A 24,308-nucleotide genomic window follows, 5' to 3' on the forward strand; every position below is an offset into this window, starting at 1 on the left:
ATGACCACTGCACAGTGGCGCACCCTGGTCGACCACGTCGAGTCGATCCCTGAGCGCATCTACGAGACGTGGGTGTCCGGCGAAGGCTGGGACAACCGCACGCAGTTCGGCAAGGAGTACGGCTGGGACGGCGTGTCCTGGTGCATGGAGTTCGACTGGGACATGTTCCACGACGTCGGCCTGGACGCCATCGTGCCCAAGACCGCCAGCGTCGGGGTCATGGCGGACTGGGCCAAGGCGCACGGCCAGTGGAGCGAGTACCCGAGTATCGGCGCCCTGGTGGACTTCGGCAACGGCGCGCACACCGAGATCGTCATCGGCTTCGACGCCACCAACGTCTACACCAAGGGCGGCAACTCGCTGGAGACCGGCGCGGTCGACAACGGCCAGGGCAACGGCGTCTGGTCGCACTCCCACGCCCGGGCGGACTCCTACGTGACCGGCTACATGGCGCCGCGGTTCCCGGACGGCCAGTGCCCGCCGACCGCCGACCCCAAGGACCCTCGCGGCGGCACCGCAGTGACGTCCTGGCGTTGGTCGCCCGCACCGTCCCCGACCGTCAGCGTGTCGCTGGCCAACGTCATCGCCGCGGCGAAGCACGACCCGGCCGCGCCGCAGGGGTCCGCGCTGCACCGCGCCGACTGCCTGCCGGTCGAGAAGGCGCTCCAGGCCGAGGTGCTACTCGCCAGCCAGTGGGTGGACGGCAGCTTCGGCAGCCTGACGGTGTCCGCCTATGCGGCGTGGCAGCGGCGCTGTGGCTACTCCGGTGCCGACGCCAACGGTATCCCCGGCAGCGCGAGCCTGATCAAGCTCGGCAGTAAGCACGGCTTCACCGTCCACTGACCGCCGCCCCAACTCCTTCTGGATGATCGGATGTCCCATGCAGCCCACTCTTGATCTCGCATACTGGCTCGGCCTGGTCACCGCGGTGATCCTGCCGGTCCTGGTCGGCCTGGTCACCACGAAGGTGACCAGCTCCGGCATCAAGGCCGTGCTCCTGCTCGCGCTCTCCACTGCGAACGGCTTCGTTCTGGAGGTGGCCGATCACCCGAGCGGCTTCCGCCTCGGCACGGCGGCCATCCTCTCCGTGGTTACCTTCGGCACCGGTGTGCTCAGCCACTTCGGACTCTGGAAGCCCGTCGGGCTCAGCGCCAGGCTTCAGGCGTTCTGGTCACGCCAGCCGGCCGCGCCCGCCGGTTCGGCCTGATGGGGACGCCAGCCCAGGCGCCCACCACTGTTGATCTCCTGGTCGTACTCACCAGGGTTGAGACGAAGCTCGACAGCGCTGGGGCTGGCCTGGCCGACCATGAGCAGCGCCTCCGCACGCTGGAGCAGGCAGCGGTGACCAGTACGGAGCTGGCGCCGCTCCGGTCCGATGTCGAGTCGCTGAAGCGGGCCCGATGGCCTCTGCCTGCCCTTGGGGCACTGTGCGGGATCGGCGGCCTGGTGTCGGTGTGGTGGCAGTCGACCGGCCGATGAGTTCAACCCCTCGCCCCCGTCTGGCTTCGGCCGGGCGGGGGCGATTCGTCATGCCTGCGGTGCGGGGCGGTGGCCGTACTCGCTGACCCACCTGGAGCCGAGCAGCACGATGTCGGCGACCTCCACCGGGCGCGCCGTGGCCTGGTCGAAGTACGTGCGATCGATGGCCAGCACGGGCGCGGCTGGCGGACAGCCGAGCTGCTGGGCCTCGGCCCGGGTGGCTGCGCGGGCACGGACCCGTTCGACCGGCACCCCGACGTTGATGCCGATCACGGCCATGCGGTCAGCGACGCCAATGCCGGCATAGGGGCCAGCCTCGGGCAGCGCGACCAGTGAGGCACCAGTTACGTCCAGCGGCTCCCAGGATTCGGCGAGCTGCACCGGCTCGCCGTTGGCCAGGTAGGTGTATCGGGTGTGCATGACGCCGTCGCCGACAGGGATTTCGAGGCGCGCTGCCACAGACTCATCGGCGCGGGCGGTCGAACTCTCGTGCCGCCAGGTGCCCTCCACTCCCTGCTCAGCGAGCAGCTGCGCGACGGGCGAGCCCTCACCGGGCTGGACGCGCTGGCGACGGAACATGACCGTCGGCGGCTCCTGGCTGCGGACGAAGTGCCCTGACCCGGCACGGGAGATGACGAGGCCTTCGTCTACGAGCACAGCGTAGGCGCGCTGTCCGACGGTGCCGCTGTAGCCGGTCTCTGCGGTGATCTCGGTGAGGGAGGGGAGGCGCGCGCCGGGTGGGAGTGCGCCGGTAGCAATCCGGCTGCGCAGCGCGTCGGCGACCTGGAGGTACGGCGGGGTCGTCTCTGCGTCGGTCACTCGTACTCCCTAGCACGGCCTGGTGGTGATGACAGAGTATCGACCCTGGGGTTACTGTATTGGCACAGTTACACCGTGCTAGCAGGGGGTGGAGATGCAGCTCAGTGCGCGCGCTGATCGGTTACGTGCCGCGATCGAGGGCGCCGCAGGGGTCGAGCCGGACGTGGAAACGGTCGGACCGGCTCGGGTGCGCATCTCCGCCCCCATCCCCGAGGAGTGCACCATCGCGGCGTTCCGAGCCGCCCTGGCGGTGGTCCAGCGCGGCGATGACTGGGGCAGCGGCGGTGAGACCGGTGCTGTCGTGCTGTGGGCCGAAGTCCAAGAACCGAAGGGGCAGTCATGACCGACAGCAGATACCTCTCCCCTGAGGTGCTGCAGCAGCTGAACGCCCTGATATGGATCGAGGGCACCTGTCACATCTGCCCGGCCGCCTATCAGCCGGCCGATGGACGCGTGACGGAGGTGGAGGACGAGGGCTATCCGAACGCCCCGGTGTCGCGCTACTGCCGCCGCTGCATGGGCTGGCGCCTGCAGGCGGAGTTGGATCGGCCGGCGGTCGCGCAGGAGGTCGGCGCGATCATCGCGAAGGGGGATGCAGCCAGGCTGCTGCGGGCGCTTCGCGAGGGGGCGCGCGAGTGAGGTGCGCGTGATGCTCGCGTTCGCCCCTGTGCGCCGATTCATAGCCGTCTCACAGCCAACTTGGCCTCGACACAGGGGACATGGGGTCGTCTTGAGAAAAGCTTGCGCAATACACGGAAACTCTTGAGACGATCACCCAAGGCGCACTACCCCGAAGCGGAGGGCCGCCTCTATGATCGCTCGTATGTTCGAATTCATATGCGAGTGACCCCGTGCCGCCGCCGCAGTGGGAGCGCTCCTAGACCCGAGCCCGCCCGGACGTCGCTCGTCATCCGTTGACCGCTGGCCCGCTCCACCCCGCCGCACCGCCGCGGCCCCGAGCGCGTGCCTCGGTAGTCCTCCCCCCCGGGCGACACCGCGGTGCGCAGGCCGAGCCTCTACCCTCACCCGGTAGGGGCTCGGTCCGTATATCGCGAGTGCCGGGGAAGACATCCGCGACTCGGCGGAGCGTGTGGCCGCCGACCACACATCTGACTGAGGACATCGCCCGACAGAGGATGACATCGGATCACGTCGGATGCTCATGCCCTGATAGGGACGTTTCCGCAGGTCAAGATATGTTCAAACTTCGGGTTCAAGTCCCGTCACTCACCCCATGGGCCGCAGCCCCTGACCTCGCAAGAGGTCAGGGGCTGCGGTTTTTCTCACTCCTACGGGCCGTCAGTTGTCCTTGGACTGCGGCTCCTGCGGCTCACCGCTCGCGAACGGGTGACCGCTCTCCAGCTCCAGATCCGCCACGTCGGCCTCCGGGATCTCCGGCACCGGCGGCACACTGCCGTTCAGTTGCTCCGTCAGATCCTTCTCCACCAGGGCTGCCGCTGCGGCGGCGGCCGCCCTCGCGGCCTCGGAGACCAGCGGCGGGGACTTGGAGGAGTCGGGAGTCGCGCCGTCCAGAAAGCGGAGCAGCTCCACCGGGAAGGGCAGCACCAGAGTGGAGTTCTTCTCCGCGGCGACCTCCACCACCGTCTGCAGCAGACGCAGTTGCAGGGCGGCCGGGGTGCTGCTCATGATCGCTGCCGCGTCGGACAGCTTCCGGGACGCCTGGAACTCGCCGTCGGCTGTGATGATGCGTGCCCTGCGCTCACGTTCCGCCTCGGCCTGCCGTGACATCGAGCGCTTCATCGACTCGGGGAGCGCCACGTCCTTGATCTCCACCCGGTCGATGTGGATGCCCCAGCCCGCGGCCGGGCTGTCGATCATCAGTTCCAGGCCCTGGTTCAACGGCTCGCGGTTGGTGAGCAGGTCGTCCAGCTCGCTCTTGCCGATGATCGAGCGCAGCGAGGTCTGTGCCACCTGGGACATGGCGAAGGTGTAGTTCTGTACGTTGACCGTGGCCAGGATCGGGTCCTCGACCTTGAAGTAGACGACCGCGTCGACCCGCACGGTGACGTTGTCCCGGGTGATCCCCTCCTGGGCCGGGATCGGCATCGTGATGATCTGGACGTTGACCTTGCGGAGCCGGTCGGCGACCGGCACCAGCAGGGTGATCCCGGGCTGCCGGATCGCCCGGCGGACCCGCCCGAAACGGAAGACGACCCCTCGTTCGACCTGCTGAACCACCCGGACGCCGGTGGCCAGCCACAGCGCCCCTGCCCCGAGCACACCGAGCAGTACATCCACCACGATCATCGCGGTCACCCCATGTCGACAAGAGGAAGGCGCTCACAGAGAGCCACACTCCACGCTACTCGCCGGTCGTCCCGGCCGGAACAGGCCGACCGCAGCAGTGCCCGCGGAGCCGTGCAGGACAAGGGCCGCGCCCGCGTTCAGGCGGACTCGCGGCGGATCAGTTCGGTGGTCAGGATGATCTGCCGGTGCGTCCTGCTCGGGGCCGCGATCTCCTCCAGCAGCAGCCTGGCCATGGCCCGGCCCATCTCCTCGCTGGGCTGGCGCACGGTGGTCATCGCCGGATCGGTGTGCCGGGCCACCGCCGAGTCGTCGAAGCCGACCACGGCCACGTCCTCAGGGATGCGCCGACCGGACTGGCGCAGCACCCGCATGGCTCCGGCGGCCATCAGGTCCGAGGCCCCGAACACCGCGTCCAGCTCCGGTCGGCGGTCCAGCAGCTGCTGCATCGCGCGAGCGCCGGACTCCTCGCTGTAGTCGCCCTGCCCGAGCAGCGTCTCGTCCTCCGGCAGGCCCGCCTCCTCCAGGGCCCGCCGGTAACCGTCCAGACGGCTGCGCGCCCCTTCCATGTCCAGCGGCCCGGTGATGGTGGCGATCCGGGTGCGGCCGAGGCCGGCCAGGTGCCGCACCGCGGCCCAGGCGCCGCCGAAGTTGTCCGGGTTGACGTAGCTCAGCGACTCCAGTTCGGAGCGCCGGCCGCCGAGGACGGCCGGCAGGCCGGTGCGTTCGAGCAGGTCGACCAGCGGGTCCTCGGAGTGCACCGAGACCATCAGCACGCCGTCCACCCGGTGGCCGCTGAGATAGGCGGCGAGCCGTTCGCGCTCCTGCGCGGTGCGGACCAGGATGAGCAGCAACTGCATCTCGGTGTCCGAGAGTTCGCTGGCGACACCGCGGATGATCTCGGCGAAGAAGGGCTCGGAGGCGAGCCTGGTCTCGGTCTCCGGGATGACCAGGGCGATCGCGTCGGTGCGGCTGGTGACCAGGGTCCGGGCGGCCCGGTTGGGTACGTAGCCGAGCTCGGCGATGGCGCGCTCGACGACGGCGCGGGCCTGGTCGCTGACCCCGGGGGCACCGTTCACCACGCGGGAGACGGTGCCGCGGCCGACACCGGCCAGCTGGGCGACGGCCTCCAGGGTGGGCCTGGCCGGTCCCCGGCGCGCGGGCCTCTCGCCGACGTGGGTCATGGTGCGTCCTCCGTTCCGCTCTGTTCGCGTCGCACACTAGTCCCTGAGCTCGCACGGAATCAGTCCCTGAGGACGGGAGCGGAGGCCGACGTCCCGGTCGCGCAGCGGCCTTTGTCCCAACTGCTTGACACTCCCTCATCCAAGCACGACCATGTCGACAGAGCAATGGGAGCGCTCCCAGGCTGTTGCACCATCCTGGCCGTACCTCCCGCATCGGCGCCCGCGCTTGCATCCTCGCCCGCAACTGGACCGCAGTTGAGCTCCGACGCCCACGAGGGCCCGGCAGATTCCGACAGCGCCTCGTACTCCCCTCGCGAACCGCACCTACCCCTGGGAGCGCTCCCGCATGACCGCAGTCCACCCCCTCCCCGCTGCCTCGCCCCGTACCGGGCCCGTCAGCGCAGACGACGGACTACTCCACTTCCCGAGCGGATTCCTCTGGGGCGCCGCGACCGCCGCCTACCAGATCGAGGGAGCGGCGGCCGAGGACGGCCGGACCCCTTCCATCTGGGACACCTACAGTCACACCCCCGGCCGGGTCCGCAACGGCGACACCGGCGACATCGCCGCAGACCACTACCACCGCTACCGCGACGACGTCGCCCTGATGAGCCGGCTGGGCCTCAACTCCTACCGCTTCTCGGTGTCCTGGTCCCGGGTCCAGCCCACCGGACGCGGCCCCGCGGTCGAACGCGGACTCGACTTCTACCGCAGACTCACCGACGAACTGCTCGCCGCCGGGATCACCCCGGTCGCCACCCTCTACCACTGGGACCTGCCCCAGGAACTGGAGGACGCGGGCGGCTGGCCGGCCCGGGACACCGCCGAGCGTTTCGGCGAGTACGCGACCCTGCTCGGCGACGCCCTCGGCGACCGGGTCCGGCACTGGACCACGCTCAACGAGCCCTGGTGCAGCGCCTACCTGGGCTACGGCTCAGGGGTGCACGCGCCGGGGCGCACCGACCCGACCGACGCACTGCGCGCCGCGCACCACCTCAACCTGGCCCACGGCCGAGCCGTCGCCGCGCTGCGCTCCGCCCTGCCCGCGGCCTCGAACGCGCACCTGTCGATCACCCTCAATCTGCACGCCGTCCGCCCGCTCACCGGCAGCGACCGCGACCTGGACGCGGCCCGGCGGATCGACGCCGTGGGCAACCGGGTCTTCCTCGGTCCGATCCTGGACGGCGCCTACCCGGCCGACCTGCGCCAGGACACCGGGCACCTGGTGGACTGGGACGAACTGGTGCGCCCCGGCGACCTCGCCGCGATCTCCGCGCCGATCGACGTCCTCGGGGTGAACTACTACAACCCGACGGTGGTCTCCGCCAGCGGGGACCAGGGCTCGTCCAGGCACGCGCGCAACGACGGCCACGGCATCAGCGCGCACTCGCCCTGGCCCGGCTCCGAGGACGTGATGTTCCACCAGCCCCCGGGCCGGCTCACCGCGATGAACTGGAGCATCGACCCGTCCGGCCTCTACGACCTGCTGACCGGACTGACCCGGGACCACCCCGGGCTCCCGCTGATGATCACCGAGAACGGCGCCGCCTTCGACGACTACGTCAACCCCGAGGGCGAGGTCCGCGACCCGGAGCGGATCGCCTACATCCATGGCCATCTGGCCGCGATCCACGCCGCCATCAGGGACGGCGCCGACATCCGCGGCTACTTCCTGTGGTCGCTGATGGACAACTTCGAGTGGGCGTACGGCTACGGCAAGCGCTTCGGCGCGGTGTACGTCGACTACTCCACCCAGCGCCGGATCCCCAAGGCCAGTGCCCACTGGTACACGGAGACGATCCGGCGCGGCGCGATCTCCCGATCGGAACCCTGACCCCGACCGGGATGCGTGGGCGGCACCGCCGAGGGTCGGTGCCGCCCACGACGGCGTTCCCCAAGACGGCGTTCCCGAAGACGCCGTGCCCCAGGACGCCGTGCCCCGACGGGCAGTAACGCCCGGCGGGGACGGTCGTTGCACCGGTGGGCGTGTCGACAGCGGCGCGCACTCCTGTCCGACGCAGCCTTCCCGGGGAGTCCGACCGACCATGCAGCTCTCCCGCGGACCGCGAACGCTCCTGCGCCGCTGCGCGGCAACCACCGCTCTGCTGTTGTGCTGGCTCGGCGGGCTGTCCACCCTCTCCGGCCCCGCAATGTCCGACACCGGTCCGGCCGGTGGCCACGTCGCCACCCCCGCGCGCCCGGCCCGACCGCATCCGCCGGCCAGTGAGGACGCCGCCGATCCCGGCGACGGCACGCCCGGGGTCGTCCCGATCGCGCTGGGACTCGTGCTCACCGGCATCGCCGTCTACAAGCACCGGGGTCTGCCGCGCGGGCACTGAGGCATGCCCTCCGGCCAGTGCTGCTGATCGCTTCAGTAAGCGCTTCCAGACGCATCGGAGCAACGCGGCCGTGCTTCGTGCACAGCCGGGCAGGGAGTCCGCCCAGGCATGTCGAACGAGTCGCGGGAATCGGCTCGGATCTTCATGGCTTCAACGGGCAGGGATCGTTCGAAATGGCGCAACAAAGCTCGCATATCGACGATCGAAGCTGGTCAAGGCCCTGTATGTGACGCCGGGCCAGCTCAGTCCGGCACCGGAAAACCCGTCCCGTCTGTTCATTTGATGAACACAGAAGACCAGCAGTGGCCACACTTCCTGAAGAAAAGTCACATCAACGTAACGGCAGCGACATCCACTCTTGCGGCAGCTCCACCCCCGCCCTACGGTCAACCCAGAACATTTCCAGTAAGCGCTTACGCCAGCCCCCCGGTCACACCCCCAGGAACCAGAGGACAGCCCCGATGGACGCACGACCCAGCTCCGGCGCGACGCCGACGATCTACGATGTCGCCCGTCGTGCCGGGGTCTCCATCGCGTCCGTGTCCCGGGTCCTCAACGGGCGTGACAATCCGCGTCCGGCCACCCGCGACCGGGTCCTCAAGGCCATCAGCGAGCTGGGCTTCGTCCCGGACGGAGCCGCCCGCGCCCTGAGCAGCCGGCTCAAGCAGGTGGTCGGCGTGGTCTTCCGCCGGGTGTACGGCACCGACGACGGCGGCATGTTCGAGGACGAGTCCGAGAGCCTGCTGTTCGGCGACCAGATCAACCGGGGTATCGAGATCGTGGCGCAGCGTCGCGGATACGACCTCCTGGTGAGTTCGGTGAACATCGACGAACACACCCTGCCCAACCGGATCTTGACCATCGCAGGCAAGTGCGACGGGCTGATCCTGCACGACCAGGTGCTCTCCCCCGCCGGGATCGCGAGCATCGCCCGCACCGTGCCGGTGGTCACCCTGGCCGGCGCCGAGGGCGGACCGGTCTCCAACGTCCGCGGTGACAGCGCCACCAGCATGCGGGAGATGGCGCGCCATCTGGTGCAGGACCACGGCTACCGGCGGCTGGCCTACATCGCCGGCCACGCCGACAGCCCGGACAACATCGTCCGCGGCCGTTCCTTCGCCTCCGAGGTCCACGCGCTGGGCGGCGAGTGCCTGACCGGCCCCGCCTGGCAGGGCGACTACTCGGCCGGCAGCGGTGTGCAGATCGTCCGGGGCCTGATCGCCCTGGGGGCGACCCTGCCGCGCGCCATCGCCTGCGCCAACGACCAGACCGCGCTGGGCGTCATCTACGCCCTCGCCGAGCACGGCCTCGACGTCCCCGGGGACGTCGCCGTGACCGGCTTCGACGACCTGCCCTTCGCCCGACACCTCCGACCCCAGCTGACCACCGTGCGCCAGCCCATCCAGGAGATCGGCGCCAAAGCCTTCGAGGTCCTCCACAGCATGATCTCTGCCGATGCCCCCCAAGACAGCGATGCCGTACAGGACAGCAACACTCCGCAGGACTTCGTCCTGCCGACCCGCCTGGTCCGCCGCGAGAGCTGCGGCTGCCCGCCCGACTCCCGTCCCGCCGTGTGGCGCCAGATCTCCTGAGAGGAGCCGACGATGACCACCATCCTGCGCCGACTCGGCTTCTACGTGCTGGCCGCGTTCGCCGCCGTCACGCTGAACTTCTTCCTCCCCCGGATGCTCCCGGGCAACGCCCTGCAGGCGCTGCTCGCGAAGATGCAGACCACCACCATCACCCCGCAGCAACTGCAGGCCCTGGCCGACCAGTACGGGCTGAACAGCAAGCAGAGCACCTTCTCGCAGTACATGACCTACCTGGGCCATCTGTTCCAGGGCGACCTGGGGCACTCCACGTCCAAGTCCGTGGCCGTCACCCAGATCCTGAGCAAGGACCTGCCCTGGACCATCGGACTGGTCGGTTCGGCCACCGTCGTGGCCTTCCTGCTCGGCACCCTGCTGGGGATCGTCGTCGGCTGGCGCCGCAGCGGTCTGCTGGACGCGCTGCTGCCGACGGCGACCTTCTTCCAGGCGGTCCCCTACTTCATCCTGGCCTCGCTGCTGCTGATCACCGGGGGCTTCTACTGGAAGCTCTTCCCCTATGCCAACGGCTACGACACCGGCCGCAACTCCAATCTGACGCAGGGTTGGAACGGGCCGTTCGTCACCAGCGTGGTGGAGCACGGGGTACTGCCGGCCGCGACGGTCGCGCTGGCCTCCATCGCCGGCTGGATCATCGGCATGCGCAATATGATGATCACCACCATGGACGAGGACTACGTCCTGGTCGCGGCGGCCAAGGGGCTGCCCCGGTGGAAGGTGATCGCGGTCGCGGCCCGCAACGCGATCCTGCCGACCATCTCCAACTTCGCCCTGTCGATCAGCCTGGTGGTCACCGGCTCGATCGTCACCGAGATCGTGTTCTCCTACCCCGGTATCGGCTACCAGGTCTACCTGGCCGTCCTCGACGCCGACTACCCGCTGATGCAGGGAATCCTGCTGGTGGTCACCTTCACGGTGCTCGCGGCCAACCTCCTGGCGGACATCGCCTATGTGATCCTCGACCCGCGTGCCCGCAAGGAGGCCTGACCGATGGCTGCTCCCACCGTGACCTCCGGACCGGGCGCCCCCGGCGCCCCGGGGCCCGTCGACGCCGTCAAGCCGGCCCGTGCCCGGCGCGGCTCCCGAATACCGCTGACGCCCAAGGTCGTCGTCGGCGCCACGATCCTCTTCGTCTTCGCACTGATCGCGGTCTTCGGCCCGATGATCGCGCCGCACACCGCCGACTGGCAGGCCAACTCCACCAGCAGCACCCCGCTGCCGCCGTCCGGGAAGTTCCTCCTCGGCACCGACCAGCAGCAGCACGACATCCTCTCGCAGGTGCTGGCCGGCGGGCGGGACACCCTGCTGATCGCCTTTGTGGCCGGCCTGCTCGCCACCTTCCTGTCGGTGCTGATCGGGGTCACCGCCGGTTATGTCGGCGGCTGGGTGGACGAGGTCCTCTCGATCCTGTCCAACATCTTCCTGGCCCTGCCCGGGCTGCTGATCCTGATGGTGGTGATGACGCCACTGCCGCCCGCGGACACCGACAACCCGCTGCTGATCGGCACCGTCATCGCCCTCACCGCCTGGGCCTGGGGGGCCCGGGTGCTCAGGGCGCAGACCATGGCCCTGCGCAACCAGGACTACGTGGACTCGGCCCGGGTGATCGGCGAGCGCAAGCCGAGGATCATCGTCTTCGAGATCCTGCCGAACCTGCTGCCGATCCTCGCCTCCTCGTTCATCTTCACGGTGATCTACGGCATCGGGACCTATGTCTCGCTGTCCTGGCTGGGCGTCATCAGCCCGGCCACGTCCACCTGGGGCACCATGCTCAACACCGCCCAGCAGGACAGCGCGATCCTCGGCGGCTACTGGTGGTGGTACGTCCCGCCGGCCGCCTGCGTGGCCCTGGTCGGCATCGCCCTGGCCCTGCTCAACTTCGGCATCGACGAGATCATCAACCCCCGGCTGCGTTCGGCCCGCGACAACCGCAAGGGCGTGAAGTACACCCTCGGGCTGACCCCGGTGCTGCGCACGGCCGGGCCCGCCGACCCGGGACCCGCACACCGCGCCGCCGCCGGTTCGGCCGGCCTCCCCACCCCCGTCGCCGCCGCCTCGGAAGGAACGTCCCAGTGAGCGCGCCCACCGCAGTCCCGGCACCGCGTGCCGCGACGGCCGACATCGTCCTTGAGGTCCGCGACCTCTGCATCGACTACGGCGTCGGCCCCAACGCCGTCCGCGCCGTCACCGACGCGACGCTGACCCTGCGCCGGGGTGAGGTGCTCGGCCTGGCCGGCGAGAGCGGCTCCGGCAAGTCCACCCTGGCCTACGGCCTGACCCGGCTGCTGCGCGCCCCCGGGGTGATCAGCGGCGGCGACGTGCTGTTCCACAACCGCCCGCAGGCCGCGCCCAACGAGGTGGTGCCGGCCGGCACCGAGATCGTCGACCTGCTCGCCGCCGACATGGCGAAGCTCCGTCAGATCCGCTGGTCGCAGCTGGCCGTGGTGTTCCAGAGCGCGATGCACGCGCTCAACCCGGTCGCCAGGATCGACGCCCAGCTCACCGATGTGCTCAAGGCGCACCGCAGGCAGATGAGCCCGGCCGAGCGCCGGGAGCGGGCGGTGGAGCTGCTGCGCATGGTCGGCATCAGCGCCGACCGGCTCCGCAGCTACCCGCACGAGCTCTCCGGCGGGATGCGGCAGCGGGTGATGATCGCGATGGCGCTGGCCCTGGAACCGCAGGTGGTGATCATGGACGAGCCGACCACGGCCCTGGACGTGGTCACCCAGCGGGAGATCCTGGAGGAGCTGATGCAGCTCCGGGAGCGGCTGGGCTTCGCCATCGTCTTCATCACCCACGACCTGTCCCTGCTGATCGAGCTCGCGGACTCCATCGCCATCATGTACGCGGGGCGGATCGTCGAGCGCGCCGGCGCGGACGAGCTGTTCCACGCCCCGCGGCACCCCTACAGCCTGGGCCTGCTCAACTCCTTCCCGGCGCTGCACGGCGACAAGGTCCGGATGGAGGGCATCCCCGGTTCACCGCCCTCGCTCACCGCCCTTCCCGGCGGCTGCGCCTTCCACCCGCGCTGCCCCTACGCCCTGGACCGCTGCCGCACCGAGATACCGCAACTGGTGCCGCCCGCAGCCGACGCGGGCCGTCCGGACGGCCAATCCCGGGTCGCCGCCTGCTGGTTGCAGGACGGACTCCAGGAGCCGCCCGCACCGCTGCGGCGCACCCTGGCCGACAACGGCGTCCCCGGCACCGACGACACCCATGGGAGCGACCAGTGACGCCCACCCTCAGCGACGCGACCACCGTCGTCCACGGGCCGAAGCGCCCCGGCACTCCCGCCCTGGAGGCCCGGCACCTCACCAAGCACTTCCCGGTGCACCAGTTCGGACCGGGCCGCAGCCGCCAGGTCGTCCACGCCGTGGAGGACATCTCGCTGGCCCTTCCCGAGGCCACGGTCACCGCCGTGGTCGGCGAGTCCGGCTCCGGGAAGTCGACCCTGGCCCGGCTGCTCACCCAGCTGATCGCCCCGACCTCCGGCGAACTGCTGCTGGACGGCGTGCCGGTGGGCCGGAGCGCCAGGGCCCGCCGGGAGTACACCCGGCTGGTGCACCTGGTGCTGCAGGACCCCTTCTCCTCGCTGAACGCCGTGCACAGCGTCCGCTACCACCTGGAACGGCCGCTGAAGCTGCACAAGCGGGCGAGCCGGGACGACCTGGACACCAAGGCCCGGCTGCTGCTGGAGCGGGTCTCGCTCAGCCCGGCCGAGCGCTTCATCGACACGTACCCGCACGAGCTCTCCGGCGGCCAGCGGCAGCGCGTCGCCATCGCCCGCGGCCTCGCGGTCGAGCCCCGGGTGCTGCTCGCCGACGAGCCCGTCTCCATGCTGGACGTCTCGATCCGCCTGGGCGTCCTCAACCTGCTGGACGAGCTGCGCGAACGCGAGCGCCTGGCCATCCTCTACGTCACCCACGACATCGCCTCGGCCCGCTATCTGGCCGACACCGCACTGGTGATGTACGCCGGGCAGGTCGTCGAGTCCGGGCCGGCCACGCAGATCACCGACTCGCCCGCGCACCCGTACACCCAGCTGCTGCTGAGCGCCGCACCCGACCCGGCCAGGACCGAGCCGCCGGTGCTGCGCGGCCGCGGCGCCCCGCCGAGCCTGGTGAACCCGCCGAGCGGCTGCCGGTTCCACCCGCGCTGCCCCTTCGCCATGGCGATCTGCAAGGAGGCCGCGCCGCCGCCGCTGCCGGTCGCCACCGACCAGGTGGCCGCCTGCTGGCTGCACAGCCCCGAGCACGCGCCCCCGGCCCCGGCGGACACCGCCGCCGACTGACCCAGAACCTGACCAGGTTCGTAGTTCGTACTCAACGAGGAGTCGACGACATGGGAGACCCAGCCAGACCCGGCCGGCGCCGGGGCCCACCTTCCGCCCCGGCGCCGTCGGGCCAGATCCCGGACGAGGTGCAACTCGCCCGGGACCACGCCCGAACCGCCGTACCAGGCAACAGCAGCAACACACGCGATCTCGCTCGGAACCACCCAGAACAAGACCCGTCACGCCATGGCGGAAGACGTCATGGCCGCTCACCACTGGCCGATACCTCGTCGGCCGGACACAAGGAGCGTACGCAATGAGTCGCAACACCACCATCAAGGGCCTGGCCCTGGTGGCCGTCGTGGGCCTGGGCCTCACCGCCTGCACCAGCTCCGGCGCCACCGGCTCCGGGGGGAGCAGCAACAGCGCCTCCGGCAGCAGCACGGGCTCCGCCAAGGCCAAGACGCTGGTCGTCGAGGACAAGCCGGTCCCGTCCTTCGACGAGGACTTCAACCCGTTCGACGGCAACGCCTTCGGCGCCAACGAGAACGCCGTCTCGCTGACCTACGAACCGCTGTTCATGTTCAACAGCCTCAAGTCCGACCAGGCGCCGATCCCGTGGCTCGGCAAGAGCTACGCCTGGTCCAACGGCAACAAGACCCTCACCATCACGCTCCAGTCCGGAGTCAAGTGGAGTGACGGGCAGGCGTTCAGCTCGGCAGACGTCAAGTTCACCTTCGACCTGCTGCAGAAGACCGCTGCCGCCAACACCGGTGGCGTTCCCGCCACCACCAGCATGACCACGCCGGACCCGAACACGCTGGTGATGAACTTCTCCACCCCGCAGGCGTCCAACTTCGTCGCCATCGGCAACCAGGTCGTCGTGCCGCAGCACCTGTGGTCCAGCATCAGCAACCCGGCCACCGCGCAGATCACCTCGGCGCAGGCCATCGGCACCGGCCCCTACCTGGTCGACAAGTTCAGCTCCCAGAACGTCACCTTCAAGGCGAACCCCAGCTACTGGGGCGGCGCACCGAAGGTCCAGGAGATCTCCTTCCCGGCCTACGCCACCAACGACGCCGCGACCCTGGCCCTGGCCTCCGGCCAGATCGACCTCGCCGGCAACGACATCAACAACGTCCAGAACGTCTTCGTCGCCAAGGACGCGGCCCACAACCACCTCTTCCAGAGCACCGCTCCGTACTTCCCGGCCGGGAACACGGTCTCGCTGCTGCTCAACGAGAAGAGCGGCACCGCTCCCGCCCTGGCCGACCTGCAGGTGCGCAAGGCGATCAGCGCCGCGCTGGACCGGCAGTCCCTGGCCACCCAGTGCGAGACCAACTACGAGAACCCGGCCACCTCCTCGGGCGGGCTGATCGCCACCGGTCCCGACCAGGCCTCGGTCTCCTCGGCCACGACCAACGACCTCAAGGCGAACGCCGACACGGCCACGGTCACCTCCCTGCTCACCGCCGACGGCTACACCAAGACCGGCGGGAAGTGGACCAAGGGCGGCAAGACGATCAAGTTCACCATCATCGACCCGAACTCCTTCAGCGACTACTGGTGCGACGCCCAGGCGATGGTCAAGGGCCTGAACGCACAGGGCTTTGACATCAACGACAACGGCGCCTTCACCTACGACACCTGGAACGCCGCGATCACCACCGGGAAGTACGACGCCGCCCTGCACTGGGGTCAGGGCGTCACCGCCTTCCAGCGGCTGCAGTTCATCCTGGACCCGAGCACCACGGCCGACGTCGGCAAGACGGCGGCCGGCGACTTCAGCCGCTACACCAGCGCGAAGGCCGGCACCGCGATCGCCGCCTACCAGAACGCGACCACGCCGGCCGAGCAGAAGACCGCTCTCGACACGCTGCAGCAGATCTTCTCCGACGACGTCCCGGCCGTGCCGGTGCTCTACGGCGCCGCCTGGTACGAGTACAGCTCCGCCAACTTCACCGGCTGGCCGACCTCCGACAACCCGTACATCAACCCCTCGCCGAACAGCCAGGCCTATGAGTACCTGATCCTGCACCTGACCCCGGCCTCCTGACCCAAGAGGTCCGTCAAGGAGTAAAAGCGCCTGGTGGCGGCGCGGGTGAGGGGCCCGCGCCGGCATCGGGAACCGGCACGGCCCCCGCCTGGAAGTCCGTCAGGCCGGGGCCGTGCTCCATGCGTCCCGGGTGCTGGTCGGTGGCGATCAGCCGGGTCAACTGCTCCAGCGGCAGCGGCTGCTGGGCGGCGACCAGGACCAGGTTGCCGAAGCGGCGGCCGCGCAGCACCACCGGGTCGGCGATCAGCGCCACCTCGGCGAAGGCCGCACGCAGGGTCGCCACCTGACCGCGGGCGAAGTCCAGCCTGCCGCCGTCGGTGATGTTGACGGCGTAGCGGCCCTCGGGGCGCAGCGCCCGCGCCGCCAGCCGGGCGAACTCGACCGAGGCGCAGTGCGCCGGGGTTCGGGCGCCCCTGAAGACGTCCGCCACCACCAGGTCGGCCTGGGCCTCGGGGCTGCGGGCCAGGATCTCGCGCGCGTCGCCGCCGCGGACCCGGAGCTGCCAGCCGCGGTCCAGCGGGAGTGTGCGGCGGACGAACTCGGTGAGCGCGGTGTCGATCTCGGCGACCTGCTGCCGGGAACGGGGGCGCGTGACAGCGACGTAGCGCGCCAGGGTCAGCGCACCACCGCCCAGGTGCAGTGCGGTGATCGGCTGCCGGGGGGCGGCGGCGAGGTCCACGAGATGGCCGAACCTGCGCTGGTACTCGAAGGAGAGCCGGGTCGGGTCGTCCAGGTCCACATGGGACTGGGGCGTACCGTCCAGCAGCAGGGTCCAGGCGTTCGGGCGGTCCCGGTCCGGGACCAGCTCGGCCCGGCCCGAGGCGACCTCCTCGGTCGTGCCCCGCGGTGCGGTCCGCTGCGGCGCGGACTTCTGCTGTGCCGACTTCTTCTGGGTGGGGTTCTGCTGCTTCCGGGCCACCTGCCCAGTATGCGGGCAGGCCGGGGCCGATCCGCTGGTCAGGCCCCGTCGGCGGCGGGTGCGGAGCCGGACGCGGCCAGGGTCCTGGCGGCCTCGCCGAGGGCCGCGCGGAGCTGCGCCGGGTCGGTGAGCGCGCGTTCCGGGGAGGGCGGCAGCAGCCAGGCGCCGTCGTCGTCCGGCGCCAGCGCCCCGGTACAGGAGCCGCCCGGCAACTGCCAGGTGTCGACCGCACCGGCCGGGACCAGGAAGGAGAGGGTCGCGTCGGCGTCCTCCAGCAGCACCGGGCCGCAGGCCCCGCGCAGCCGGAGGATGTCGACGGTCTCCAGCCCCTGCCGCTCCGGGACCCTGACCAGGTCGCAGGAGGGGGTGGGGGTGGGCAGAGCCGCGTGGAACGGGTCCGTGGGGAACTCCGCTGCGAACATGGACGCCTCCATCATTGACCGCTCGCCGTTGAGTGGTGTCGGCGGTTGCTGCCAAGCACAACGCGCGAGGGGCCGCCGAGGCCACGGTTGTTACGCCTGGCAGGGCATGGCATTTCATGGCATCTTCCCGAGGCATGCCCGCTTTGTCCAGAAACCCTGAGTGTTCGAATCGTCGCAGAGGGTACTGTCGTGGCGTCTGAGAGCAAGGGGGCCGACATGACCAACACCCTCAACAACCACACCGCAGAGCTCACAGTGAACACGGCGAACACGGTGATGCGAGCACTGCGCGGGGACCGCTCGGCGGGCGAGTTCGCCGCCGCCGTACGGCGCGCCGGGCGGGAGATCGGCGAGCACGTCTCCTGCGACGCGCGCTACGTGGGGCGGGTCGAGTCCGGCGCCATCAGACGCCCCAACTACGCGTACGAGAGGGTCTTCCTGCATATGTTCCCGGGCTCCTCCCTGGAGGACCTGGGATTCGCCCCGCGCGCCGGGACACCGGGCACAGGCGGCATGTGGGAGACCACGGACCAGAACCACGAGGAGAACGACGACGTGCACCGACGCACGTTCCTGTCCGGCACCCCGGTCACCATGGCCGCGGTGCTGGGCCTGGACCACCCCTTGACGGCGGGCGCCGCCACCCCGGGAACCGTGGCCCTGGGCCGCAAGGTCGGCGCGGCCGACGCCCGCCGGGTCGAGGACGCCGTCAGGGAGATCCGCCTGCTCGACGACGTCCAGGGCGGGGACGCCCTCTACGACCGCGCCGGGCGGGTCCTGCGGACCGCGTACCAGCTGCTCAACTGCGGCTCCTACGGCCGGGGGGTGGAGCAGCGGCTGCAGTCCGGCGCCGGCGAGCTGGCGATCTCGGTCGGCTGGCTCGCCCATGACTCGGGACAGCCGGCCGACGCCCGTTCCTTCTACGCCGAGGCCCTGGCCACCGCGCGGATGGCCGACGACCCGGCGCTGGAGGCGCACGCGTTCTGCAACAGCGCCTTCCTCGCCCGCGACGCCGGCCGCCCCCGCGAAGCCGTCCGGGCCGCCCAGGCGGCACACCAGGTGGCTCTGAGGCTCGGCTCCCAGCGGCTCCGCTCGCTGCTGGCCATGCGGGAGGCCGGGGCCTGGGCCCAGCTGCAGGACCGGGGCGCCTGCGAGCGCTCGCTGCTGCTGGCCCAGCGGCTGTTCGCCTCCGGGTCCTCGGACGCGGATCCCGAGTGGATGTCCTTCTACGGCGAGGCCGAGCTGGCCGGGCTGGAGGCGCAGTGCTGGTCGGCGCTGGGCGAGTGGGAGCGGGCCGAGGGCTGCGCGCGCAGCGCCATAGAGCTCCAGCAACCGCACTTCGTCCGCAACAAGGCGCTCTACACGGCCGAGCTGGCGCACGACCAGCTGGGCCGGGGCGAGCTGGCAGCCGCCGCGGGCAGCGGCTGCCAGGTGGTGTCCCTGCTGGGCGAGGTGCACTCCACCCGGATCCAGTCCATGATCGCGGACACGGCACACCGGCTGCGTCCGCACCGGGGGGTGCCGGAGGTGGCGGACTTCGTCAGCCGCTACGACACCGCCCTGGCGAGCTGACGGGCTTTCAGGGGCTTTTCAGTGCAGGTGTGAGCCGTCGTTCCACAGCTCCACGGCCCGGACGCCGTACTCCCAGGTGAGGATGGAGAGGGTGGCCGGCCCCAGCTTCAGCCGCTGGCCGTGGGTCGCCGGGAGGCCGAGCCAGCGGGCGGTGAGGATGCGCAGGAAGTGGCCGTGGGCGAAGACGACCACATCGCTGTCGGCACTGTCCATCACGGTGGTGTCGGGGGCGGGCACGCCGCCGTGTTCGGCGGTCCAGGCGATGAAGGCGTCGGCGCGGGCGGCGACCTGCTCCAGCGTCTCGCCGCCGGGGACACCGTCGCGCCAGATCAGCCAGCCCGGCTGGTCCTCGGCCCGGATCGCCGGGCCGGTCCTGCCCTCGTACTGCCCGTAGTCCCATTCGAGCAGGTCGGGAGCGTCGACGGCGCGGTCGCCGAAGCCCGCCAGCTCGCAGGTCTCCCTGGCGCGCAGGAGCGGGCTGGTACGGATCTCCGCGTTGGGCAGGCCGCCCCAGGGCTCGCGCTTCAGCCGGTCGCCGAGGCGGCGGGCCATCTCACGGCCCTCCTCGGTGAGCGGAACGTCGGTCCGCCCGGTGTGCCGACCGGCGGCGGACCACGCGGTCTCGCCGTGCCGGACCAGAAGGATGCGCGAGGGCACAGGGGTCTCCCTTGGGTGGCAGTGCAGGTGTACCCGTACATGATCCCTGATCCGCGACCGGATCAGGACTGCGGCGCCGCCGCTGCGGCGAGGTCCCGGAGACCGCACAGGATGAGGCCGAGGCCGAAGGTGTACTGCCCCTCACCGTCCTCGCGGGCGAGGGTGAGCTCCGGGGCGAGGTCGATGAGGGCGGGGTGCCGTTCGGGGGACAGGATCGCGAAGCGGTGCCGCATCAGCTCGGCCTGGGCCGCCGGGCCGCCCTCCGCATGGCATTCACGCACGTGCCGCATCGCCGAGCCGATGGTGAAGCCGATCAGGGTTCCGGCGGCACGGGCCGCCGCCTGACGGTCCAGGCCGGACCCGCACAGCAGTCTCACCACCTGCTCCATGGTGACCGAGGCGGCGTCGGCGAAGTCGCCCTCGGCCTTTCCCTCGGCCAGCAGTTGCAGCACCGAGGGCCGGCCGGTGAACAGCTCGTACATGGAGAGGCAGACGGCGCGCAGCTGCTCGTCCCAGCTGCCGCTGGTGCTCGGCGGCTGGTAGGTGCTGAGGACCCGGTCCCGCGCGGCCTTGAACAGCTCCTCCTTGCCGCGGAAGTAGGTGTAGAGCGCCATGGTGCCGACGCCGAGCTCCTCAGCCAGCGCGCGCATGGAGAACGCATCGATGCCCTTGTCGTCGAGCAGCGCCAGGGCACGGTCGACGATCAGCTCCGCGCTGAGGGAATTGCGTGGGGCACGGCGGCGGGGCGCTGACTGCGACATGACCTTCCGGACGCTGCGGTGGACAGGGGCTGCGGTGGATGGGGGCTGAGAAGGGGCTGTGTCGGAGATTACAGACCCCGAGTGAGAACGAGATGTGATCAGGGGATGATTTCTTACTAACGTACAGCGTACGGTAGAGCGTACGCTTTCGCTCGGACGTCCGGAGTAGTCATGGCACGCACCCCTCTCACCAGGCGAACGGGGCGCTGGCAGCTGGAACTGCTGCTGGTCGCCGCGATCTACCTGGTTTACGACGGCAGCCGGCTGCTGGTCAGCGGCGGGCTGGACGAAGCCGTACGCGACGCGCGGGGCCTGATCGACGTGGAGCAGTGGCTCCATCTGGACCCGGAACGCTGGCTGAACAGCACCTTCAGCAGCCACCTGTGGCTCGGCATACCCGCCGACTACGCCTATGCGACGCTGCACTACCTGGTCACCCCGGCCGTACTGGTGTGGCTCTGGGTGCGGCACCGCGACCACTACCGCCGGGCCAGGACCTGGCTCGGGATCACCACGGTGCTGGCCCTGGTCGGCTTCGTCCTCTTCCCGGCGGCACCGCCGCGGCTGATGCCCTCCTCCTACGGCTTCACCGACACCATGGCCCAGCACGCCGCCATCGGCTGGTGGAGCGGGGACGCGAGCGCGCCGAAGGGGCTCGGCTCGATGACCAACGAGTTCGCGGCGATGCCCAGCCTGCATGTGGGCTGGTCGCTGTGGTGCGGGCTGCTGCTGTTCCGCCTCTCGCGGGACCGCACGGTACGCACGCTCGGGCTGCTCTACCCGCTGATGATCACCCTGGTGGTGATGGGCACCGGCAACCACTACCTGCTGGACTGCGCGGCCGGCGCGGTCATGCTGGGCGTGGCCGCGCTGCTCACCGGCCCTGCGCTGCGGCTCACCGACCGGCTCAGGGGAACCGGCGGGTCCCGCACCCACATCGTCCACCTTCCGGTCCGGCATCCGGTCCCCGACTACCAGCGGGTCCCGACGCCCCGTCAGACCGAGAAACGCACACCAGCGCTGCATTGACCCGTCCAACGCCCCACTTGTCACTATGACTGTCAGTGGTGGATGCAAGACTGATCCGCACCATGAACGACTTCACCCCCGGGCGTCCGCCACAGGAGCCCCCGCAGTCTCCGAGGCTGTCCCCGAGCCCGCTGGAGCGCAGGCTCGCCGGGCTCCGCGGCGACGCGCCGCAACGCAGTCTGGACGCCCGCGCGCTCGCCGCGCTGGCAGCCAATCCCGGGTGCGGCCGCCGGGCGGTGCTGGACGCCGCCGGGGTGGACAAGACCGACCTGGCGGCCCGCCTCGGGAATCCGGCGCCCTTCGGGCAGTCGCCGTTCGCGATCAGCCGCGGGCTGGGCTTCGAGCGCCGGGTCAAGGCCGACGCCTGCACGGTGCTGCTGGACCTGCTCCGGGAGCAGCTGCGGCTGCCCCAGGACAGTGCCCCGGTGCACCTCGCCGAGCTGGTCAGCGACCCCAAGCTGCCCGCGGGCCGGGTCGCCAGCGCCCGGGCGGCGCTGGTCGCTGCCGCCGAGCGCCCCGGTGTGTGGACGGTGCTGGACCAGCCGCTGCTGCGGCTGGAGGTCGCCGGCTCGGCCGCGCATCTGGAGCCGGACCTGGTGGTGGTCCGTCCCGACGGCCGCTGGACCGTGGTGGAGATCAAGTCCTTCCCGATCCTGGACGGCGGGGCCGATGCCGCCAAGGTGGGGGCGGCCGCCCGGCAGGCGGCCGTGTACGTCCTCGCGCTGCGGGAGACGGCGGCGGCGCTGGCCGGGGTCGAACCGAGTCGCGACCCCTACCAGCAGCCCGAGGGGCCGGCCGGCGCTCCCGACAGCACCGCCCTGCTGGTCTGCCCCAGGGACTTCGGCAACCAGCCGACCGCGGCCGCGGTCGACGTCCGCAAACCGATGGCGGTCACCCGGCGACAGCTGGACCGGCTCACCCGGGTCGAGCAGCTGCTGGAGCTGCTCCCGCCCGGCACCGGTTTCGGCAAGGACCGCTCCGACGAGCAACTGGCCGCCGCCGTGGGCGCGCTGGAGGCGGTGTACTCACCCGACTGCCTCTCGGCCTGCGAGCTGGGGTTCCACTGCCGGGCCGAGGCCCGCTGCGCCGGATCGGTGGAGACCCTGGGCCGGGGGGTGCGCGGCGAACTGGGCAGCTTCCACACGATCGACCAGGCCCTGGCCGCGGCCGACGCGCCGCTCCGGGCAGTGTCCCAGGACGACGGCGACGCCGAGTCCGCGCTCCGGCTCGCCCGCGCTGCCGCGCTGCGGGCCGAGGCCCTGGGCGGTGCCCGATGCTCCAACTTTCCGGGGAGCGACCCCCCGCACCCCCACGTGAACCCCCGGTCGGTGGCCATCAGCGCGCGGACTTCACGAGGAGAAGCCGGATGAGCCTGCTCGGCACGCTGGCGCGGATGGAGGCGGTCCGCGCCGGGCGGGCGGTGCCGCTGGCGACCGTACGGCACCGGCATCTCGCCGACCGGCCGATGGTCCTGGTGCCGCTGGCCGCCGCCGGCGAGGCCGGGGCGCCGCTGGCGGTGATGCTGGGTCAGGACCGGGAGGCGCCGGTGCTGCTGACCCTTCCCCAACCACTGGACCGGGACCGCCGCTTCGCCCTGCTCGCGGACCTCGCCGCCGAGCTGCTCCCCTGGCTGGAGGGCTTCGGCGCGGAGGTCGACCTGCTGACCCGGGAGGTCAAGGACCCGGCGACCGGCGAGAAGACCGAGCAGGTGCGCGAACTGTGCACCGAGGCACCGCAACTGCTGGTGCCCGGTCCGGCCGCACTGGAGTTCCTGGGGCTGCTGGGCCGCTCCACCCGCTTCCGCCGTACCGCCGAGGACCCTGACCCGGGCCCCTATCCGGCGCCGGCCCGGGTCCCGTTGCTGGGCCGCTGGCTGACCCATCTGCGCGACCGGGCCCAGGTCCCCGGCTCCTCGCTGCTGCTCGCGATGACGGACCTGCTGGGCCGGCACTGGGCCACCGGGCAGAGCCGGCTGGAGGACCAGCACCTGGGCGCGCTGCTGGCCTGGATCGACCCGCCCGCCGGTCTTACCGGCGCCGAGGCCGCGCTGCTCGCCGAGACCGCCCGCGACGAGCGCGGCCAGCTGCTCTGCCCGCCCGCCGGGCCGACCACCGACCCGCGTTTCGACAGCGGCCTGCTGGCCCCGGCGATCACCCGCTACGACGCCGCCCGGCAGCTCGACGACACCGCGGCGGCGCAGGCCCGCGAGGCCGAGATCGCCGCGCTGCTGGAGGGGGTGCTGCGGCCGACCTGGGACCGGATGTGGCAGGGCCTGGACCTGCTGCGGGCCCTGCCCGCCGCCGCCCATCTGCCGGAGCGCTGGGAGGGCGACCGCTGGTCCTACACCTCCCACCGGGACCGGATCGCGGCGGGCGAGCCCCCGCAGCCGGTCCGCGACGACGCGGTGACCGCCGCCCGCAAGCTGGCCCAGCGCGAACGCGAGCAGACCCGGCTGGACATCCAGGAGGCCCTGGACGACCCGCTGGCCATGGCCGAGCACCGGCTCTCCGGCGAGGCCCTGGCTGGTGAGGTCGTCGGTGTCGAGGCGGCCTACGACCAGACCGGGCGCAGCCCCAAGCCGCGCCCGCTGGTCACCGTCCGCACGGCCGACCGGCCGCACGGGGAGGCGGGGCGCGAACTGCACCGCGCGGGCGGCCCCACCACGCAGAAGGCGGAGCTGGTGTCGGTCGACCCGGCGGCCGGGCTGGTCACCGTACGGCTGCTGAACGGCATGGGCCGCAAGAAGGAGCCGGAACCGGGGACCGTTCCCGAGCCGGGCGAACAGGTGTGCTTCACCCTCTTCGAGTTGACGGCCCGTCAGTCCGCACCGCTGCCGGAGCCCGAGGACACCCCGTGGACCCACGGCGGCCCGCCCGCGACCCGCGCCGACAAAGAAGCCGGCAAAGAAGCCACAGAAGGGGCCTGA

Annotated in this window: 24 protein-coding genes; 17 read left to right on the top strand and 7 right to left on the bottom strand. The window is 71.1% G+C overall.

Annotated features, from left to right (window positions below; genetic code table 11):
* Genes ABH941_RS13330 through ABH941_RS13340 form a run of 3 tightly spaced genes read left to right on the top strand, consistent with a single transcriptional unit; the run spans position 1 to position 1,479 of the window.
* Positions 1 to 843 carry a hypothetical protein gene (locus ABH941_RS13330; RefSeq protein WP_370129215.1) on the top strand — a complete coding sequence of 281 codons (843 nt, stop codon included), beginning with the start codon at positions 1 to 3 and terminating at the stop codon, positions 841 to 843.
* A 37-nt stretch (positions 844 to 880) separates the two neighbouring features.
* Positions 881 to 1,207, top strand: a complete 327-nt coding sequence (locus ABH941_RS13335; protein WP_370129216.1) for a hypothetical protein — start codon at positions 881 to 883, stop codon at positions 1,205 to 1,207.
* Positions 1,207 to 1,479 carry a hypothetical protein gene (locus ABH941_RS13340; protein WP_370129217.1) on the top strand — a complete coding sequence of 91 codons (273 nt, stop codon included), beginning with the start codon at positions 1,207 to 1,209 and terminating at the stop codon, positions 1,477 to 1,479. The genes ABH941_RS13335 and ABH941_RS13340 overlap by 1 nt, the downstream gene beginning before the upstream one ends.
* 48 nt (positions 1,480 to 1,527) lie before the next feature.
* Here the strand turns inward: ABH941_RS13340 and ABH941_RS13345 are convergent, their stop codons facing one another.
* Positions 1,528 to 2,298 (bottom strand): GntR family transcriptional regulator, encoded by a 771-nt coding sequence (locus ABH941_RS13345; protein WP_370129218.1) that lies wholly within the window; start codon positions 2,296 to 2,298, stop codon positions 1,528 to 1,530.
* A gap of 88 nt (positions 2,299 to 2,386) precedes the next feature.
* Between ABH941_RS13345 and ABH941_RS13350 the strand changes: the two genes are divergently transcribed.
* Positions 2,387 to 2,641: a hypothetical protein gene (locus ABH941_RS13350; RefSeq protein ID WP_370129219.1), complete on the top strand. Its 255-nt coding sequence runs from the start codon at positions 2,387 to 2,389 to the stop codon at positions 2,639 to 2,641.
* The gene (locus tag ABH941_RS13355; protein ID WP_370129220.1) at positions 2,638 to 2,937 is read left to right on the top strand and encodes a hypothetical protein; all 300 of its coding nucleotides are present in this window, start codon (positions 2,638 to 2,640) and stop codon (positions 2,935 to 2,937) included. The genes ABH941_RS13350 and ABH941_RS13355 overlap by 4 nt, the downstream gene beginning before the upstream one ends.
* Positions 2,938 to 3,597: 660 nt before the next feature.
* Here the strand turns inward: ABH941_RS13355 and ABH941_RS13360 are convergent.
* Both ABH941_RS13360 and ABH941_RS13365 read right to left on the bottom strand, forming a co-directional pair.
* A complete protein-coding gene (locus ABH941_RS13360) occupies positions 3,598 to 4,566 on the bottom strand; it encodes a slipin family protein (protein ID WP_370129221.1) in 969 nt (322 codons plus the stop codon).
* 137 nt (positions 4,567 to 4,703) lie between these two features.
* Positions 4,704 to 5,747 (bottom strand): LacI family DNA-binding transcriptional regulator, encoded by a 1,044-nt coding sequence (locus ABH941_RS13365; RefSeq protein ID WP_370129222.1) that lies wholly within the window; start codon positions 5,745 to 5,747, stop codon positions 4,704 to 4,706.
* 346 nt (positions 5,748 to 6,093) lie between these two features.
* Between ABH941_RS13365 and ABH941_RS13370 the strand changes: the two genes are divergently transcribed.
* From ABH941_RS13370 to ABH941_RS13405, 8 genes are all read left to right on the top strand, one after another.
* Complete coding sequence (locus tag ABH941_RS13370) at positions 6,094 to 7,581, top strand: glycoside hydrolase family 1 protein (protein ID WP_370129223.1); 1,488 nt, start codon at positions 6,094 to 6,096, stop codon at positions 7,579 to 7,581.
* Between the two features lie 211 nt (positions 7,582 to 7,792).
* Positions 7,793 to 8,086 carry a hypothetical protein gene (locus tag ABH941_RS13375; RefSeq protein ID WP_370129224.1) on the top strand — a complete coding sequence of 98 codons (294 nt, stop codon included), beginning with the start codon at positions 7,793 to 7,795 and terminating at the stop codon, positions 8,084 to 8,086.
* 461 nt (positions 8,087 to 8,547) lie between these two features.
* Complete coding sequence (locus ABH941_RS13380; protein ID WP_370129225.1) at positions 8,548 to 9,678, top strand: LacI family DNA-binding transcriptional regulator; 1,131 nt, start codon at positions 8,548 to 8,550, stop codon at positions 9,676 to 9,678.
* Between the two features lie 12 nt (positions 9,679 to 9,690).
* Complete coding sequence (locus ABH941_RS13385) at positions 9,691 to 10,680, top strand: ABC transporter permease (RefSeq protein WP_370129226.1); 990 nt, start codon at positions 9,691 to 9,693, stop codon at positions 10,678 to 10,680.
* 3 nt (positions 10,681 to 10,683) lie between these two features.
* The gene (locus ABH941_RS13390; protein WP_370129227.1) at positions 10,684 to 11,769 is read left to right on the top strand and encodes an ABC transporter permease; all 1,086 of its coding nucleotides are present in this window, start codon (positions 10,684 to 10,686) and stop codon (positions 11,767 to 11,769) included.
* Positions 11,766 to 12,926: an ABC transporter ATP-binding protein gene (locus tag ABH941_RS13395; RefSeq protein WP_370129228.1), complete on the top strand. Its 1,161-nt coding sequence runs from the start codon at positions 11,766 to 11,768 to the stop codon at positions 12,924 to 12,926. The genes ABH941_RS13390 and ABH941_RS13395 overlap by 4 nt, the downstream gene beginning before the upstream one ends.
* Positions 12,923 to 13,984, top strand: coding sequence for an ABC transporter ATP-binding protein (locus ABH941_RS13400; RefSeq protein ID WP_370129230.1), 1,062 nt, complete (start codon positions 12,923 to 12,925; stop codon positions 13,982 to 13,984). Before ABH941_RS13395 ends, ABH941_RS13400 begins: the two co-directional genes overlap by 4 nt.
* A gap of 298 nt (positions 13,985 to 14,282) precedes the next feature.
* Positions 14,283 to 16,022, top strand: coding sequence for an ABC transporter substrate-binding protein (locus ABH941_RS13405; RefSeq protein ID WP_370129231.1), 1,740 nt, complete (start codon positions 14,283 to 14,285; stop codon positions 16,020 to 16,022).
* Between the two features lie 13 nt (positions 16,023 to 16,035).
* On the opposite strand, the gene ABH941_RS13410 is transcribed toward ABH941_RS13405, so the two are convergent.
* Both ABH941_RS13410 and ABH941_RS13415 read right to left on the bottom strand, forming a co-directional pair.
* Entirely contained in the window at positions 16,036 to 16,941 is a 906-nt protein-coding gene (locus ABH941_RS13410) for a spermidine synthase (protein WP_370129232.1), read from the bottom strand.
* A gap of 38 nt (positions 16,942 to 16,979) precedes the next feature.
* Positions 16,980 to 17,363: a hypothetical protein gene (locus tag ABH941_RS13415; protein ID WP_370129233.1), complete on the bottom strand. Its 384-nt coding sequence runs from the start codon at positions 17,361 to 17,363 to the stop codon at positions 16,980 to 16,982.
* Positions 17,364 to 17,579: 216 nt separating this feature from the next.
* Here ABH941_RS13415 and ABH941_RS13420 point away from each other — a divergent pair, with 216 nt between their 5' ends.
* Positions 17,580 to 18,935, top strand: coding sequence for a tetratricopeptide repeat protein (locus ABH941_RS13420; protein ID WP_370129234.1), 1,356 nt, complete (start codon positions 17,580 to 17,582; stop codon positions 18,933 to 18,935).
* An 18-nt stretch (positions 18,936 to 18,953) separates the two neighbouring features.
* Here ABH941_RS13420 and ABH941_RS13425 read toward each other — a convergent pair whose 3' ends face one another.
* Both ABH941_RS13425 and ABH941_RS13430 read right to left on the bottom strand, forming a co-directional pair.
* Positions 18,954 to 19,592 (bottom strand): histidine phosphatase family protein, encoded by a 639-nt coding sequence (locus tag ABH941_RS13425; RefSeq protein ID WP_370129236.1) that lies wholly within the window; start codon positions 19,590 to 19,592, stop codon positions 18,954 to 18,956.
* Between the two features lie 62 nt (positions 19,593 to 19,654).
* The gene (locus ABH941_RS13430) at positions 19,655 to 20,353 is read right to left on the bottom strand and encodes a TetR/AcrR family transcriptional regulator (protein ID WP_370129237.1); all 699 of its coding nucleotides are present in this window, start codon (positions 20,351 to 20,353) and stop codon (positions 19,655 to 19,657) included.
* Positions 20,354 to 20,524: 171 nt separating this feature from the next.
* On the opposite strand from ABH941_RS13430, the gene ABH941_RS13435 reads away from it, so the two are divergent.
* From ABH941_RS13435 to ABH941_RS13445, 3 genes are all read left to right on the top strand, one after another.
* Positions 20,525 to 21,382: a phosphatase PAP2 family protein gene (locus ABH941_RS13435; protein WP_370129238.1), complete on the top strand. Its 858-nt coding sequence runs from the start codon at positions 20,525 to 20,527 to the stop codon at positions 21,380 to 21,382.
* A 62-nt stretch (positions 21,383 to 21,444) separates the two neighbouring features.
* Positions 21,445 to 22,752 (top strand): hypothetical protein, encoded by a 1,308-nt coding sequence (locus tag ABH941_RS13440; protein WP_370129239.1) that lies wholly within the window; start codon positions 21,445 to 21,447, stop codon positions 22,750 to 22,752.
* Positions 22,749 to 24,308 carry a hypothetical protein gene (locus tag ABH941_RS13445; RefSeq protein WP_370129241.1) on the top strand — a complete coding sequence of 520 codons (1,560 nt, stop codon included), beginning with the start codon at positions 22,749 to 22,751 and terminating at the stop codon, positions 24,306 to 24,308. The genes ABH941_RS13440 and ABH941_RS13445 overlap by 4 nt, the downstream gene beginning before the upstream one ends.

It is taken from the genome of Streptacidiphilus sp. EB103A (assembly GCF_041261405.1).
Classification (GTDB): Bacteria; Actinomycetota; Actinomycetes; order Streptomycetales; family Streptomycetaceae; genus Streptacidiphilus.

Coding starts and splice junctions, on each gene's coding strand:
- ABH941_RS13420 (WP_370129234.1), top strand. CDS start 17,580: ATGACCAACACCCTCAACAACCACACCGCAGAGCTCACAGTGAACACG.
- ABH941_RS13335 (WP_370129216.1), top strand. CDS start 881: ATGCAGCCCACTCTTGATCTCGCATACTGGCTCGGCCTGGTCACCGCG.
- ABH941_RS13370 (WP_370129223.1), top strand. CDS start 6,094: ATGACCGCAGTCCACCCCCTCCCCGCTGCCTCGCCCCGTACCGGGCCC.
- ABH941_RS13390 (WP_370129227.1), top strand. CDS start 10,684: ATGGCTGCTCCCACCGTGACCTCCGGACCGGGCGCCCCCGGCGCCCCG.
- ABH941_RS13365 (WP_370129222.1), bottom strand. CDS start 5,747: ATGACCCACGTCGGCGAGAGGCCCGCGCGCCGGGGACCGGCCAGGCCC.
- ABH941_RS13360 (WP_370129221.1), bottom strand. CDS start 4,566: ATGATCGTGGTGGATGTACTGCTCGGTGTGCTCGGGGCAGGGGCGCTG.
- ABH941_RS13375 (WP_370129224.1), top strand. CDS start 7,793: ATGCAGCTCTCCCGCGGACCGCGAACGCTCCTGCGCCGCTGCGCGGCA.
- ABH941_RS13340 (WP_370129217.1), top strand. CDS start 1,207: ATGGGGACGCCAGCCCAGGCGCCCACCACTGTTGATCTCCTGGTCGTA.
- ABH941_RS13445 (WP_370129241.1), top strand. CDS start 22,749: ATGAGCCTGCTCGGCACGCTGGCGCGGATGGAGGCGGTCCGCGCCGGG.
- ABH941_RS13415 (WP_370129233.1), bottom strand. CDS start 17,363: ATGTTCGCAGCGGAGTTCCCCACGGACCCGTTCCACGCGGCTCTGCCC.
- ABH941_RS13435 (WP_370129238.1), top strand. CDS start 20,525: ATGGCACGCACCCCTCTCACCAGGCGAACGGGGCGCTGGCAGCTGGAA.
- ABH941_RS13380 (WP_370129225.1), top strand. CDS start 8,548: ATGGACGCACGACCCAGCTCCGGCGCGACGCCGACGATCTACGATGTC.
- ABH941_RS13430 (WP_370129237.1), bottom strand. CDS start 20,353: ATGTCGCAGTCAGCGCCCCGCCGCCGTGCCCCACGCAATTCCCTCAGC.
- ABH941_RS13440 (WP_370129239.1), top strand. CDS start 21,445: ATGAACGACTTCACCCCCGGGCGTCCGCCACAGGAGCCCCCGCAGTCT.
- ABH941_RS13355 (WP_370129220.1), top strand. CDS start 2,638: ATGACCGACAGCAGATACCTCTCCCCTGAGGTGCTGCAGCAGCTGAAC.
- ABH941_RS13330 (WP_370129215.1), top strand. CDS start 1: ATGACCACTGCACAGTGGCGCACCCTGGTCGACCACGTCGAGTCGATC.
- ABH941_RS13385 (WP_370129226.1), top strand. CDS start 9,691: ATGACCACCATCCTGCGCCGACTCGGCTTCTACGTGCTGGCCGCGTTC.
- ABH941_RS13405 (WP_370129231.1), top strand. CDS start 14,283: ATGAGTCGCAACACCACCATCAAGGGCCTGGCCCTGGTGGCCGTCGTG.